This window comes from Delftia sp. S65, from assembly GCF_016516495.1.
Lineage (GTDB): Bacteria > Pseudomonadota > Gammaproteobacteria > Burkholderiales > Burkholderiaceae_C > Comamonas > Comamonas acidovorans.
In genome coordinates this window covers 21,449-33,982 of record NZ_JACVUR010000056.1, presented here as the reverse complement: position 1 = coordinate 33,982, position 12,534 = coordinate 21,449, and the positions used below count along the sequence as shown (strand labels likewise).

General features: G+C 69.7%; 13 protein-coding genes. 9 read left to right on the top strand and 4 right to left on the bottom strand.

Going from position 1 to position 12,534, the window contains the following annotated elements; all coding sequences use genetic code 11:
* Positions 1 to 306: 306 nt before the first annotated feature.
* A complete protein-coding gene (locus IAE24_RS27360; protein ID WP_199962230.1) occupies positions 307 to 2,517 on the bottom strand; it encodes a rhodanese-like domain-containing protein in 2,211 nt (736 codons plus the stop codon).
* Positions 2,518 to 2,751: 234 nt separating this feature from the next.
* Between IAE24_RS27360 and IAE24_RS27355 the strand changes: the two genes are divergently transcribed.
* Positions 2,752 to 3,741 (top strand): tripartite tricarboxylate transporter substrate binding protein, encoded by a 990-nt coding sequence (locus IAE24_RS27355; protein WP_013800577.1) that lies wholly within the window; start codon positions 2,752 to 2,754, stop codon positions 3,739 to 3,741.
* Positions 3,742 to 3,756: 15 nt separating this feature from the next.
* On the opposite strand, the gene IAE24_RS27350 is transcribed toward IAE24_RS27355, so the two are convergent.
* Together IAE24_RS27350 and IAE24_RS27345 are read right to left on the bottom strand one after the other, a co-directional pair.
* Positions 3,757 to 4,173 carry a tautomerase family protein gene (locus tag IAE24_RS27350; RefSeq protein ID WP_013800576.1) on the bottom strand — a complete coding sequence of 139 codons (417 nt, stop codon included), beginning with the start codon at positions 4,171 to 4,173 and terminating at the stop codon, positions 3,757 to 3,759.
* Positions 4,174 to 4,244: 71 nt separating this feature from the next.
* Positions 4,245 to 5,051: an SDR family NAD(P)-dependent oxidoreductase gene (locus IAE24_RS27345; RefSeq protein WP_199962231.1), complete on the bottom strand. Its 807-nt coding sequence runs from the start codon at positions 5,049 to 5,051 to the stop codon at positions 4,245 to 4,247.
* 160 nt (positions 5,052 to 5,211) lie between these two features.
* On the opposite strand from IAE24_RS27345, the gene IAE24_RS27340 reads away from it, so the two are divergent.
* The 4 genes from IAE24_RS27340 to IAE24_RS27325 all read left to right on the top strand — a co-directional run bounded on the left by IAE24_RS27340 (position 5,212) and on the right by IAE24_RS27325 (position 8,253).
* Positions 5,212 to 5,739, top strand: coding sequence for a winged helix-turn-helix transcriptional regulator (locus IAE24_RS27340; RefSeq protein WP_199962232.1), 528 nt, complete (start codon positions 5,212 to 5,214; stop codon positions 5,737 to 5,739).
* Between the two features lie 8 nt (positions 5,740 to 5,747).
* On the top strand, positions 5,748 to 6,551 hold the full coding sequence (locus IAE24_RS27335) for a helix-turn-helix domain-containing protein (RefSeq protein WP_063328413.1): 804 nt from the start codon (positions 5,748 to 5,750) through the stop codon (positions 6,549 to 6,551).
* Positions 6,552 to 6,674: 123 nt separating this feature from the next.
* Complete coding sequence (locus tag IAE24_RS27330) at positions 6,675 to 7,295, top strand: GlxA family transcriptional regulator (RefSeq protein ID WP_199962233.1); 621 nt, start codon at positions 6,675 to 6,677, stop codon at positions 7,293 to 7,295.
* A gap of 13 nt (positions 7,296 to 7,308) precedes the next feature.
* The gene (locus IAE24_RS27325; protein WP_099752836.1) at positions 7,309 to 8,253 is read left to right on the top strand and encodes a DMT family transporter; all 945 of its coding nucleotides are present in this window, start codon (positions 7,309 to 7,311) and stop codon (positions 8,251 to 8,253) included.
* A gap of 41 nt (positions 8,254 to 8,294) precedes the next feature.
* Here IAE24_RS27325 and IAE24_RS27320 read toward each other — a convergent pair whose 3' ends face one another.
* Complete coding sequence (locus IAE24_RS27320; RefSeq protein ID WP_013800571.1) at positions 8,295 to 8,858, bottom strand: fasciclin domain-containing protein; 564 nt, start codon at positions 8,856 to 8,858, stop codon at positions 8,295 to 8,297.
* Between the two features lie 312 nt (positions 8,859 to 9,170).
* Between IAE24_RS27320 and IAE24_RS27315 the strand changes: the two genes are divergently transcribed.
* From IAE24_RS27315 to IAE24_RS27300, 4 genes are all read left to right on the top strand, one after another.
* Positions 9,171 to 10,142, top strand: coding sequence for a ferritin-like domain-containing protein (locus tag IAE24_RS27315; protein ID WP_199962234.1), 972 nt, complete (start codon positions 9,171 to 9,173; stop codon positions 10,140 to 10,142).
* A 91-nt stretch (positions 10,143 to 10,233) separates the two neighbouring features.
* On the top strand, positions 10,234 to 10,476 hold the full coding sequence (locus tag IAE24_RS27310) for a hypothetical protein (RefSeq protein ID WP_198821097.1): 243 nt from the start codon (positions 10,234 to 10,236) through the stop codon (positions 10,474 to 10,476).
* Positions 10,477 to 10,522: 46 nt separating this feature from the next.
* Entirely contained in the window at positions 10,523 to 11,893 is a 1,371-nt protein-coding gene (locus IAE24_RS27305; protein ID WP_198821095.1) for an Nramp family divalent metal transporter, read from the top strand.
* Between the two features lie 149 nt (positions 11,894 to 12,042).
* Entirely contained in the window at positions 12,043 to 12,522 is a 480-nt protein-coding gene (locus tag IAE24_RS27300; protein ID WP_043790997.1) for a rhodanese-like domain-containing protein, read from the top strand.
* The last annotated feature ends 12 nt before the right edge of the window (positions 12,523 to 12,534 follow it).

The window sequence follows — 12,534 nt, the reverse complement described above, 5'->3', positions numbered from 1 at the left end:
GACTGCAACCCCGCAACCACCACGCCGCAGGCGCTGACATACGGGGAGTTTGCCCGGGCCTTCGCTTCGCTCGGCCCCTGGTTTGAAGCCGAACGCAGTGATGGCGCCGGCTGTTGGCTGTTGGCTACCCCTCAGCCTCCCCCCTTCTGCCCAACGCAGGTCGCCCGCAGCGAAGCGAAGGGTCGTGGGCAGTGCGGGGCGCGCTTCTTTGCTTCCTTTCTTATCGCGCGATAAGAAAGGGAGTCGGCTGCCGGGCCGAGACCCGGCCTCGAAAAACAACCACCCGGCAGGGACAAAAAAAGCAACTCAGACAGGCACCAGCCGAATCTCAGCAGCCCACCCATCCCTCTCCAACTGCCCCACCAACCCCAACTCCCAATCCAGATAAGCCCGAAACCCCGCATCCCTCAACCCCAGATCCCGATGCGCATAAGGGCTGTACCACTGGTCATCATCCCCCGTCAGCACATCCGCATCTCCCTGCCCTAAAGGTAGGCCCGCAGTAGCCCAGGCAGACGTGCCACCGACGACGGAACGCACATCGCGCCCGGTGCGCGCCGCCAGTTCGGCCGCCACGCTGCGCGCCAGCACGCCGTCCGGCGAGGTCAGCACCACGACCTGGGCCGGCGGCAGGGCCTGCACGAAGGAGGGCAGACGATCAGGCACGGCAAAGCGCGCACCGGCGATGTGCTGCTTCTCGAAGGCGGGCCGGCTGTCCACGTCGAAGACGATGGCCCGGCCTTCGCCCAGCAGTTCCTGCGCCTGCTGCACGGACAGCTGGGGCGCAGGCGCGTGGGAGGCGAGCACGCGCACGGGTTCGGCGCCGACCTCCAGGGTGGCCAGCGCGGGCGGAACGTAGGTGAAGACTTCCCAGCCCAGCTGGGCCAGCCAGGCGCCGGTGGTGAGGGCGCGCACGCCGTCCCAGTCGGCCAGCACGATGCGTGCGCCGCGCGTGGCCGCGTATTCGTCGGTGGCCTGCACGAGTTGGCCGCCCGGCGCCCAGCGCCAGCCGGGCAGGTGGCCGGCCTGGTATTCCTCGCGGGTGCGCACGTCGAAGCGGTAGAGCGTGCGTTCGGTGGCTTCGGACTCGAAGCGGGCCAGTTCGGCCGCATCAATGGATTGCACGCCTGCGCGCTGTGCCACGCTGGCTGCGCGTTCGCGTGCGGTGGCCAGGGCGACGGCGCCGGGCTCGGGCAGCGGGGTGCGGCGGCCATGGGCCAGCCTGCGGCCGGTGAGCAGCCAGTCCATGGTGCCGTTGCGCAGCGAGACGACCTGGTTGGGGATGCCGGCGTCGATCAGGGTCTGCGCGCCCACGATGGAGCGCGTGCGGCCCGCGCAGTTGACGACGACCAGGGTTTGCGGGTCCGGGGCGATTTCGCCGATGCGGTAGACCAGTTCGGCCCCCGGCACGCTGAGCGCGAAGGGCAGACTGAAGGCCGCGAATTCCTCGGGCGTGCGGCTGTCGACGACGACGATATTGTCGCCGCGCTGCACGCGCGCGCCCAGCTCGTCCGAGGTGATCCAGGGCGTGTGCTTTTCATGCTCGATGACTTCGCCAAAGGCCTTGCTGGGCACGTTGGTGCCGCTGAAGATTTCCAGCCCCTCGGCCGCCCAGCCTTCGGTGCCGCCTTCCAGCACGGAGACATTGGGCCAGCCCAGGCGCACGAGCTTGGCGGCGGCTTCATGGGCCAGCGTGCCGTCGCCATCCACCAGCACGATGCGCGTGCCGCGGCGCGGCACCAGGCGGTCGATGAGCTGCTCCAGACGCCAGGCCGGGGCGGGCGCCGCGAACAGGATGTGGCGGTGTGCGAAGACACCGGCCTCGCGCACGTCGAGCACGGCGATTTCCTCGCCGTCGGCCAGGGCCTGCCGAAGAGCGGCCGGTGTGACCAGCGCATGGCGAATGGACTTGGGCGGGCCGAAGGTGCGGAAGCTGCCGCCCTCCAGGCTCTCGAAGACCACGCGCTCGGGCATGCGCTCCAGGCCGCGCCCGTAGAAATGCAGGTGCAGGCCGGGTTCCTCGCCGATCAGCTCGATGGTGTGCACGTCGGTGGGCGTGAGCACCACCGAGGTTCCGCTGCCCACATCGACGCTGCGCCCCACCGCCAGGGTGTCGCGCAGCGGGTCGTCGGTCTTGCCGCGCGTGAAGAACACGTTGCGCTCCACGCCTTCGACGCCCGCGATGATGGCCCAGGTGGTGTGGTCATGCGGCGGCTGGGACTTGCCCGGCAGGCCGGTGGAAAGGTACAGCGCATAGCGCCCGCCCAGGTCTTCGCTGAGCCGGTAGACCTGGGCCGGGTTGCTGGCCGAGACGGGGAAGTGCGCGTGCGGGAACAGTTCGCGCTGCAGGCCCAGCGCCTCCAGCTCGCGGGCCACGGCCTGCAGTTGCTCGGGCGTGGCCCGCTCGGGATCGGGGAGCAGGTGCCGGGCCGTGGCGATGAAGCCGGTGATGGCGGCTGCGCGGCGGCTGGCCACGTCGCTGCCGCTGAAGTCGATGGAGAGGTGGGTCTGTGTCATGGGAGTGCCTGGGAGGACGTTCGCGGGAGGACACGAAGTTAGGCCTCTCCCGCCCTGGCGCCAACGACGCATTGCAGATATGGATATGAGCTTTGGGCACTGCGCGCGCATGCGTGGCGCAAGCGTGACGCACGTTGTGCGGCAGCCGCATATGCATAGCCGCAATGCTTAGTTCACGCCGCGCCAGGAGCCTCCCAGACTGCGGGCATCGACTCTCTGCACTCCGGCACTCCCATGATCCGCACCCCGTCTGCGCTGCGCGCGCTGCTGCTTCCCCTGTTCTCCGCCCTGGCCCTGCACGCGCCGGCGGCCCTGGCCTCGGCCGACAGCTTTCCGAACAAGCCGGTGCGCATCATCGTGCCCGTGGCGCCCGGGGGCAGCGCCGACAAGCTCACGCGCACGCTGGCCGACAAGCTGGCCGCGCTGTGGGGCCAGTCCGTGGTGGTGGAGAACGTGGCCGGGGCCAGCGGCACCATCGGCGCGGCCAAGGTGGCCAAGGCCGCGCCCGACGGCTACACCCTGCTGCAGCAGGGCGAGGGCCTCACACTCAACGGCCTGCTGTTCGCCCAGCTGCCCTACGACACGCAAAAGGCCTTCACGCCCATCATCAAGGCCGTGGTCAATCCGCAGGTGCTGGTGGTCAACCCCGGCACGGGCCTGAACACGCTGGGCGACTACCTGGCCCGCGCCAAGGCCAAGCCGCAGAGCATCAGCCTGGGCCTGCCCGGCAATGGCGGCATTGCCCATGTGGCGCATGAAATCCTCACGCAGGAGACGGGCGCCAAGGTCAACTACATCCCCTACCCGGGCGGTGGCCCCGCCTCGCTGGACGTGCTGGGCGGCCATACCGACGCCACGCTGATCACGCTGGCCGCCGTGACCGAGTACGTGCGCGCCGGCAAGCTGCGCGCCCTGGCCGTGACCACGCCCTACCGCTCCGACGCCCTGCCCCAGGTGCCCACCATGGCCGAGGCCGGCGTGCCCGGCTTCTCGGTGGAGAGCTGGCAGGGCTACTTCGCGCCGGCCGGCACGCCCGCGCCCATCGTCGCCAAGATCAACCGCGACCTGCAGACCGTGCTGCAGGCGCCCGATGTGCGCGCGCAGCTGGAGCACATGGGCTTCAAGGTGGCGGGCGGCTCCCCGGCCGACCTGGGCCAGAGCCTGCAAAGCGAGCGCCCGCGCTACGCCCGCGCGATCCAGTCGGCGGGACTGTCGCTGCGCTGATATGCAGGCAGGTCCTCAGAGGGGAGAGGGCCGATTGTCCAGGCGCCACTTCTCCCCCTCGGGCGTGCCTGGCACGGGCGGGCGCAGGCCCTGGATGCTCCACAGGCTGAAGGGCGTCTCGTCCACATGCATCTCCCAGCGCAGGCCCCGGTCGGCGATGAAGGGGGACAGCTGCCGCCGCACGCCTTCGAGGAACCGTGTCTTGGTCTCCTCGTCGCGTATCTGCCGCGCGATGTGGTCCACGGAGATGCGCACGAAATCATCCGCAGGCTCGCCGCCGATGAAGAACGAAGTGCGCGCGACGGCCTCGAACACCACGCCCACGTAAAAGCGCGGCAGGTCGCCGTAGACGGCCGTGATGCGCTGGGCGATGGCCTGTTTGTCTTCATCGCTGAAGGCGTTTTCGGGGTGGTAGATCTTCCACAGGGGCATGGTTTTCTCCGGGAGCAAAAAAGAAGGGGTTTCGGGAAATCCGGGCTGGCGACGCGGCGGGCCGTCAGGCGTCAGGCGGGCTGGCCTGCATCCGCGCCCTGGTAGCGCGCTGCCGGCACGCCGCTGAGCGTCAGCGCCTTGACGAGATTGGCGCGCGATTGGTCAAAGTCCAGCCAGGCGGTCGTGCTGCCCAGCGTGGGAAAGCAGATGGCCTCGCCCTGGTCGAGTGCGACCAGGGCCGTATCCACCAAGGACTCGGGCGACATGAACAGGTGCTCGGGGAACGGCGCGGGCTTGCCGCCGAAGAATTCGGAGTGCACCAGGCTGGGCATCACCGCCTGCACCATGACGCCGCTGGAAGCGAGCTCGGCCTGCAGCGAGCGCGTGAAGTTCAGCACATAGGCCTTGGAGGCGCCGTAGCTGGAGGCGCCCGGCACGGGCATCACGGCCAGGATGGAGCCGATGTTGATCAGCGTGCCCCGGCCGCGCGTGGCGAAAAGCCGCGCCGCCGCCAGCGACAGCCGCGTCAGCGCATGGATGTTGACCATGACCATGCGATCGACCTCGCCTGCATCCACCTGGGCGGCCGGGCCCAGGGCTCCCAGGCCGGCGCAGTTCACCACCATGCGGATGTCACGCTCACCCGACAGCAGCGCCGCCACGCGCTGCAGGCCGGCGGCGTCGGCCAGGTCGGCGGCCACCACCTCGACCTCGCGGCCATGCGCGCTGCGCAGGCGCTGCGCCAGCGCCTGCAGCCGGTCCTCGCGGCGGGCCACCAGGATCAGGGAATGGCCCCTGGCGGCCAGGCGGTCTGCGTAGACGGCGCCAATGCCGGATGAGGCGCCAGTGACGATGGCGGTGCCTTGATGCGTGCTCATGAAGGAAGTCCTTGCTTGAAAAGCCGTAGTTGATAGTGGCTCCAAATATAAACTCCAATCATTAGAGTTACAAGCGCGCAATCCACCTTTGCGGGCCGGGCTTGCGTTTTGCTGAGACACTCCAGGCCTGCGACAACCGCGAACACACAAGGGAAACCCCATGCGATCCAAGAGCTTCGAGGGCATGGCCTGCTCGATCGCCACCGCGCTGGAGGCCGTAGGCGACCGCTGGGCCATGCTGGTGCTGCGCGACCTGATGCTGGGCCTGAGCCGCTATGACGACCTGAGAAAGTCCACGGACATCACCAATGCCACGCTGACCGACCGCCTGCGCCAGCTGGAGCAGACCGGCCTGGTCGAGCGCCGCCTCTACCAAAGCGGCCCGGACCGCTATGAGTACCTGCTCACGCCCAAGGGCCGCGACCTGTCCCTGGTGATCCAGGCGCTGGCCCAGGTCGGCGACCGGTGGCGCCTGCAGCAGCAGGCCCAGCCGCCCATGCGCTTTGTGCGCGCGCAATCGGGCACGCCCCTGCGGCTGGCGCTGGTGGAGGAGGAATCGGGCCAGAGCGTGCCCTTTTCCGAGCTGCGCGTGGAGGCCGGCCCCGGCGCGGACGACCTGACGCGCTGGCGGCTGTCCAAGCTGGCCGCGCAGGCCAGGACGCCGGCAGCGGCCCCCTGCGCGGATTGAGACCGGCCATGGCCGCGCCCATACCCGGCAAGCGCCCGCAACGCGCCCTGACCTACCGCCGCCACTGCGCGCTGGGCGGCGTGGAGATTCTCAGCGGCCATGCCGTGCAGCACCGCTATCCGCGCCACTTCCACGACACCATGGGCATTGCCGTCATCCACGGCGGGCGCGAGCTGTGCTGGAGCCGGGGCGCCGAGCGCGAGTTCACGGGTGGCGATATCGCGCTGTTCAACGCCGGTGAGATCCACGACGGGCGCCCGGGCGGCGAGCAGGGCTGGACCTACGACATGCTGCATGTCGAGCCCGCCCGCATGCACGCGCTGCTGGGCGTGCGCGATGGCTGGTTCGACGCCGTCAGCCTGCGCGACCCGCAGACCCGGGCCTGCGCCCGGCAGTTGCTGCAAGGCCCGCAGGACGGCCTGGCCGCCGACCAGGCCCTGCTGGCGCTGCTGCGCCGCGTGGTGCACAGCCCCGGCCGGCCGCATGCGCCCGATGGCGCCAGCGCGGCGCTGCTGCGCGAGTTCATCGACGCCCATGCGGACCAGGAGCTGGGCGCCGCGCGGCTGGCCGCCGTCTGCGGGCTCAGTCCCGAGCACGCCATCCGCAGCTTCAGCCGCCGCTACGGCATCACGCCCCATGCCTACCACCAGGCCCGCCGCGCCGAAAGCGCCCGCGGCCTGCTGCGCGGCACGCTGGCGCTGAGCGAGGTGGCACTGTCGCTGGGCTTCTACGACCAGAGCCATTTCTCCAACTGGTTCCGCCGCGCGCATGGCGTGGCGCCTTCGCAGTACCGCCAGGCCATGCGGCCTTGAGCGGCCCTGAGCGGCCTTGAGCGGCCCTGAGCGGCCTTGAGCGGCCCGGCCTGATCAATTCCGTCCAAGACCGCGCGCTGCGGCCTGCCTAAGCTGCCACTCCTCGACAGACAGGAGTGGTGGATGAAGACAAGGACCGTTGGATTTTTCGTCTTTGATGGCGTGGTGCTGCTGGAGTTTGCAGGGCCTTTGCAGGTGTTCGACGTGGCCGCGCGCGTAGCGGTGCGGCGCGGGCTGGCGGCCTCGCCCCCGTTTCAGCCCGTGGTGATCAGCCGCAGCGGCGCCGCCGTGCGCACCCGCGAAGGCGTGGGCATACAGGCACAGGCCAGCCTGCAGGACCATCCCCCGCTGGACCTGGTGATCGTGGCCGGCGGCGCCCTGCAGGCCGAGCTGGCCGCGCCCGAGGTTGCCGCCTGGCTGCGGCAGGTGGCCGGCAGCAGCGAGGTGACGGGCTCCGTCTGCGTGGGCTCCTTCCTGCTGGGGAGGGCAGGGCTCTTGGACCAGCGCGAGGCCACCACGCACTTCGAGGACACGGAAGACCTGCGCGCCATTGCGCCGGCTGCCCGCGTGAGCGCCGACAGGCTGTGGATCGACGAGGGCGCCATCGTCACCTCGGGCGGGTTTGCGGCGGGCATCGACATGGCCCTGCACCTGGTGGAGCGCCTGCTGGGCGCGGAGATCGCGACCGAGACGGCGCGCCAGCTCGAATACCGGCGGCGCAATGCCGCCGACCGGCAAGCGTGACGGGGCCAGGCGCATGAACGGAAAGACAAGCTACCTGGCGCTGCTGGCCGTGGGCGGGCTGATCCTGAGCCTGTCCGGCGTGGCCGTGGCTTTCAGCAGCATGGGCACCAGCGCCATGGGCTTTTACCGCATGCTGCTGGGCGGCCTGGGGCTGGCCGGCTTTGCCCTGTGGCGGGGCCTGCGCTGGCGCATGACGCGCCAGGCCCTGCTGTACGCCTGCCTGGCCGGCGCCGCACTGGCGCTGGACCTGTACTGGTGGCACAAGAGCATACGCATGGTGGGGCCGGGCCTGGGCGCCATCCTGACCAACTGCCAGTCGTTCTTTCTGGCGGGGCTGGCCTGGGCGGTGTTCCGCGAGCGCATCACGGTCGTCTACTTCGTGGCGCTGGTGCTGGCGGCCACCGGCATCCTCATGGTGTCGGGTGCGGGCCTGCCCGTGGCCTCAGGCCCGGATTCGGCGTCCGAGCACTGGCTGGGCGTGGCCCTGGGCCTGGCATCGGCTGCGGCCTATGCGCTGTGCGTGGTCTTCATCAAGAAGGGGCAGACCCCGCCGCACGCTACGCACCCGGCCGTCAACATGGCCGTGCTGTGCGCCGCTGCCGCGCCCTGCCTGCTGGCAGCCGCGTGGCTGGAGGGCGAATCGCTGGCCATTGCCAGTGCGGCCGATTTCGGCACGCTGCTGCTGTACGGCCTGCTGGTGCAGGGCGTGGCCTGGCTCATGGTGAGCACGGCCGTGCCGCATGTGAAGGCCTCGCTGGCCGGCCTCATCCTGCTGGCCGAACCCATAGGCACCTATGCCATCGACGTGCTGTTCTTCACCGCCCGGCCCACGCCGATGGCGCTGGCCGGCATGGCGCTGACGCTGGCGGCCATCTATGCGGGATCGACCTATGGCGGCGCGCCCTCCGGCGGGGCGCCCGCAAGGCGCATGGCGAAGGCGCAAGGCTCCGGCCACTGACCACGGCGGTCAGTGGCCGGCCCGCTCGCTGCCTGTGCCGCTCACTTGGGCAGCAGCACCTTGTCGATCACGTGGATCACGCCGTTGGACTGGTAGACGTCGGGGATGGTCACCGTGGCCGTGCCGCCCTTTTCATCGGTCAGCATGATCTTGGAGCCGCTGGACTTGGCCACCAGCGTGCCGCCGCTGACGGTCTTGATGCTGGCCATGCCCTTGCCGTCCTTGATCATCTTGGACAGCGCCGCTGCATCCCACTTGCCGGCCACCACGTGGTAGGTCAGCACGGTGGTCAGCGTGCCCTTGTTCTCGGGCTTGAGCAGGGTGTCCACCGTGCCTGCGGGCAGGGCCTCGAAGGCGGCATTGGTGGGCGCGAACACGGTGAACGGGCCCGGGCCCTTGAGCGTATCGACCAGGCCCGCCGCCTTGACGGCTGCGACCAGGGTGGTGTGGTCCTTGGAGTTGACGGCGTTGTCGATGATGTCCTTGGACGGCAGCATGGGTGCGCCGCCCACCATCACATCGGCCATGGCGGCCACGGAGGCAGCCGACATCACGATGGCCAGGCCGAACGAGGCCAGCTTGCGGGTGTTTTGAATCGAGACCATGGAATGCTCCTAGCGGGTTGATGACAAGCCGAACGATTCCGGCTGATCTGGATACGCAGCGCAGCGGGGTCTGGATTCAAAAAAGAAAAAGAAACGGCTGCATCCGCAAACCGTTACCTGCGCTTTCAATTGCGGCACATCCAGACCTGCGCGGCCTGCGTATTGCCGGATAGCGGGGACGCATCCCATTCCCCTGGAGCAGGTGGCCACCTCTTCAGTGGAACGCGCTTTCGCCACACCCGTGTGCTTTCGGCCGGAGGCGCATTCTTCACGTTGACCGTTCGCGCCTGCCGCGAACCGAGAGGAACCATCATGTCCGACGAATCAGTGTTGATCGGGGTTTTGCAAAAACGTGCCAAGAAGCTGGAGGACAGGCGCCAGTTCTTCCGCAAGACCAGCGGCGTGGCCGTGGGCATGGCGGGCGGGGTGATCCTGTCCGCCTGCGGCGGCGGCGGAGGCGATGCGAATGCGCAGGCCAACGGGCCCACGGATGCGGAGATCCTGAACTTCGCCCTCAACCTGGAGTATCTGGAGTCGCAGTTCTATCACTACGCGGTGTTCGGCACCGGCCTGCCCGCCAACCTGCAGTCGGGCGTGGGCACGCAGGGCGCCATCACGGGCGGCCGTGCCGTGGCCTTCAAGGACCCCGTGGTGGCGCAGTACGCCAAGGAGATCGCCCAGGACGAGATTGCCCACGTGGCCTTCCTGCGAGCGGCGCTGGGCTCGGCCGCGGTGGCGCAGCCGCAGATCGACATCGGCGGAACCGACCCGAACGGAGCCTTCTCGGTGGCGGCGCGAGCGGCCGGGCTGGTGGGCGCGGGCACGGCCTTCGATCCCTATGCGAGTGACGAGAACTTCCTGCTGGGGGCCTTCATCTTCGAGGACGTGGGCGTCACCGCCTACAAGGGCGCATCGCCGCTGATCACCAACAAGACCTATCTGGAGGCAGCCGCCGGCATCCTGGCCGCCGAGGCCTACCACGCAGGTCTGGTGCGCACGGTGCTGTACGCCAAGGGACTGGCCACGCCCGCGCTGCGCACGGCGGCCGGCGCCATCTCGGATGCGCGCGAGAGCCTGGATGGCTCCACCGACGTGGACCAGGGCATCACGGGGGATGCCACCACGTCCAACATCGTGCCGCTGGATTCCAACGGCATCGCTTTCAGCCGCTCGCCGGGCGACGTGCTGAACATCGTGTACCTGACCAAGGACACGGCGACCAAGGGCGGCTTCTTCCCGGCCGGCGTGAACGGCTCGCTGGTGATGAGCAGCGCCTACGCCTGACGCGGACCGCCCGCCTGCCCCGCACCGGCCGGGGCAGGCGGGCTTCCCCGGGGCTGGCCCGAGACAAGCGTTCCCCTGCCAAGGAGTTGCCATGATGTCCCTTCTGCCTTCCTCATCCGCCCCCCGCACGCCGGCCAGCACGCCGGGCCGCACGCCGCGGCGCCTGAAACCTGCCACCGTGGCGCGCCGCTGCGTGGGCAGCCTGATTCTGCTGGCCGGCGCGGTCATCGTGACCGGAGATCTCGTGGCGCTGTGGCGCGGCGCAGGCACTGATGCCGCACCCGCCGCCGCAGCCATTGCGCCCGCCAGCGGCCTGGTGCCGACGGCCCGATAGGCATCCCCCCTGCAACCGCGTGCCCCCCGCCGGCGGAAAGGCCCCCATGAACGACACCGTGCTTGCGGCCGAACAGGGCCGCTTCGGCGCCATCGAGCCGGACCACGGCCACGCGGGCACGCCCAGCCTGCCGCAGGTGCATCGCAGCATTGCCGTGCCGCGCGGCGCCAGCCGCTCGGACAACGCGCGCCGCGTGCTGGCGTTTGCCGGGCCCGGCTACATGGTGGCCGTGGGCTACATGGACCCGGGCAACTGGGCCACCTCCATCGCGGGCGGCTCGCAGTTCGGCTACTCGCTGCTGGCGGTGATCTTTGCCTCCAACCTGATGGCCATGCTGTTCCAGGCGGCGGCCGTGCGCCTGGGCCTGGCCAGCGGGCGGGACCTGGCCCAGGCCTGCCGCGCGCAGTTTTCCCCGCGCATCAACCTGGTGCTGTGGTTCTTCTGCGAGATCGCCATCGTGGCCTGCAACCTGGCCGAGGTGCTGGGCATGGCCATCGGCCTGAACCTGCTGTTCGGCCTGCCGCTGGTGGCTGGGGTGTGCATCACGGTGGTGGATGTGATGCTGATCCTGGCGCTGCAAAGCCGGGGCTTTCGCTGCCTGGAGTCGGTGGTGATCGCCCTGGTGGCCGTGATCGGCCTGTGCTTTGCCGCCCAGCTGGTGTGGCTGCAGCCGCCCGTGGCGGCCGTGCTGCGCGGCCTGCTGCCGGGCATGGAGATCGTGGCCAATCCGCAGATGCTGTACCTGGCCGTGGGCATCGTGGGGGCCACGGTGATGCCGCACAACCTCTACCTGCATTCGTCCATCGTGCAGACACGCCGGCATGACACCACGCCCCAGGGCACGCGCCAGGCCATCCGCCTGGCCACGCTGGACTCCACGGTGGCGCTGGGGCTGGCGCTGTTCGTGAACGCCGCCATTTTGGTGGTGGCGGCCGGTGCGTTCAACCGGCCCGGCCAGGCGCCGGTGACCGAGCTGTCGGACGCCTACCACCTGCTGTCGCCGCTGCTGGGCGTGGGCATCGCCAGCGCGGTGTTCGGCGTGGCGCTGCTGGCCTCGGGGCTGAGTTCTTCGGTCACGGGCACGCTGGCCGGGCAGATCGTGATGGAGGGCTTTTTGCAGATCCGCCTGTCGCCCGCGCTGCGCGCCCTGCTGACGCGCTGCATCGCCATCGTGCCGGCCGTGGTGGCCACCGCCTGGTACGGCAGCACCGGCGCCAGCGCCCTGCTGGTGTTCAGCCAGGTGGTACTGAGCCTGCAATTGCCGTTTGCCATCGTGCCGCTGCTGCTGTTCACCACGCGGCGCAAGGCGCTGGGCGAGCTGGCCTTTGGCCCAAGGATGTCGGCGGTGCTGTGGGGCTGCGCGGCCCTGGTGGTGTCGCTGAACCTGTGGATGCTGCAGCGGCTGCTGACGGCCTGATCGCCCGAACCGGGCATGGCGCCACGCGGCGCCTTCATAGACGTTTTGCTTCTATCAAACGCCGCTCTTGTTCGTTGGTGGCTTGCCGCGAAGTTCTTAGATTGGTGCCTATAGCCACCAACCCGCGAATTCTCCGCAAGGACGACGACATGACAGCCCTCACTTTGGAAACCGCCTTGCCCCAGGCTCTGGAAGAGGCGCAGGAACACGCCCGCGCACAGGGGCTGGGCCACGCAGGCGGCGTGCGCCCGCCCGTGGCCTGGGCGCTGGTGCAGGCCGGCCAGGCCGTGCTGGTCGATGTGCGCACGGCCGAGGAACGCAAGTTCGTCGGCCAGGTGCCCGATACCCTGCACGTGCCCTGGGCCACGGGCACGGCGCTGACGCGCAACCCGCGCTTTGCCCGCGAGCTGGAAGCGCGCCTGGCCCCGCACGGCGGCAAGGAGGCCGTGGCCCTGCTGCTGTGCCGCAGCGGCAAGCGCTCGGTGCTGGCGGCCCAGGCGGCCGCCCAGGCCGGATTCGCCCATGTGTTCAACGTGCTCGAAGGCTTCGAGGGCGAGATCGACGCGCGGCAGCAGCGCGGCAAAAACGACGGCTGGCGCTTCCACGGCCTGCCCTGGATTCAAGACTGAAGGAGCACGCAG

Excerpts from the sequence above, each read along its gene's own strand:
- IAE24_RS27360 (WP_199962230.1), bottom strand. The coding sequence starts at position 2,517 with ATGACACAGACCCACCTCTCCATCGACTTCAGCGGCAGCGACGTGGCC.
- IAE24_RS27355 (WP_013800577.1), top strand. The coding sequence starts at position 2,752 with ATGATCCGCACCCCGTCTGCGCTGCGCGCGCTGCTGCTTCCCCTGTTC.
- IAE24_RS27350 (WP_013800576.1), bottom strand. The coding sequence starts at position 4,173 with ATGCCCCTGTGGAAGATCTACCACCCCGAAAACGCCTTCAGCGATGAA.
- IAE24_RS27345 (WP_199962231.1), bottom strand. The coding sequence starts at position 5,051 with ATGAGCACGCATCAAGGCACCGCCATCGTCACTGGCGCCTCATCCGGC.
- IAE24_RS27340 (WP_199962232.1), top strand. The coding sequence starts at position 5,212 with ATGCGATCCAAGAGCTTCGAGGGCATGGCCTGCTCGATCGCCACCGCG.
- IAE24_RS27335 (WP_063328413.1), top strand. The coding sequence starts at position 5,748 with ATGGCCGCGCCCATACCCGGCAAGCGCCCGCAACGCGCCCTGACCTAC.
- IAE24_RS27330 (WP_199962233.1), top strand. The coding sequence starts at position 6,675 with ATGAAGACAAGGACCGTTGGATTTTTCGTCTTTGATGGCGTGGTGCTG.
- IAE24_RS27325 (WP_099752836.1), top strand. The coding sequence starts at position 7,309 with ATGAACGGAAAGACAAGCTACCTGGCGCTGCTGGCCGTGGGCGGGCTG.
- IAE24_RS27320 (WP_013800571.1), bottom strand. The coding sequence starts at position 8,858 with ATGGTCTCGATTCAAAACACCCGCAAGCTGGCCTCGTTCGGCCTGGCC.
- IAE24_RS27315 (WP_199962234.1), top strand. The coding sequence starts at position 9,171 with ATGTCCGACGAATCAGTGTTGATCGGGGTTTTGCAAAAACGTGCCAAG.
- IAE24_RS27310 (WP_198821097.1), top strand. The coding sequence starts at position 10,234 with ATGATGTCCCTTCTGCCTTCCTCATCCGCCCCCCGCACGCCGGCCAGC.
- IAE24_RS27305 (WP_198821095.1), top strand. The coding sequence starts at position 10,523 with ATGAACGACACCGTGCTTGCGGCCGAACAGGGCCGCTTCGGCGCCATC.
- IAE24_RS27300 (WP_043790997.1), top strand. The coding sequence starts at position 12,043 with ATGACAGCCCTCACTTTGGAAACCGCCTTGCCCCAGGCTCTGGAAGAG.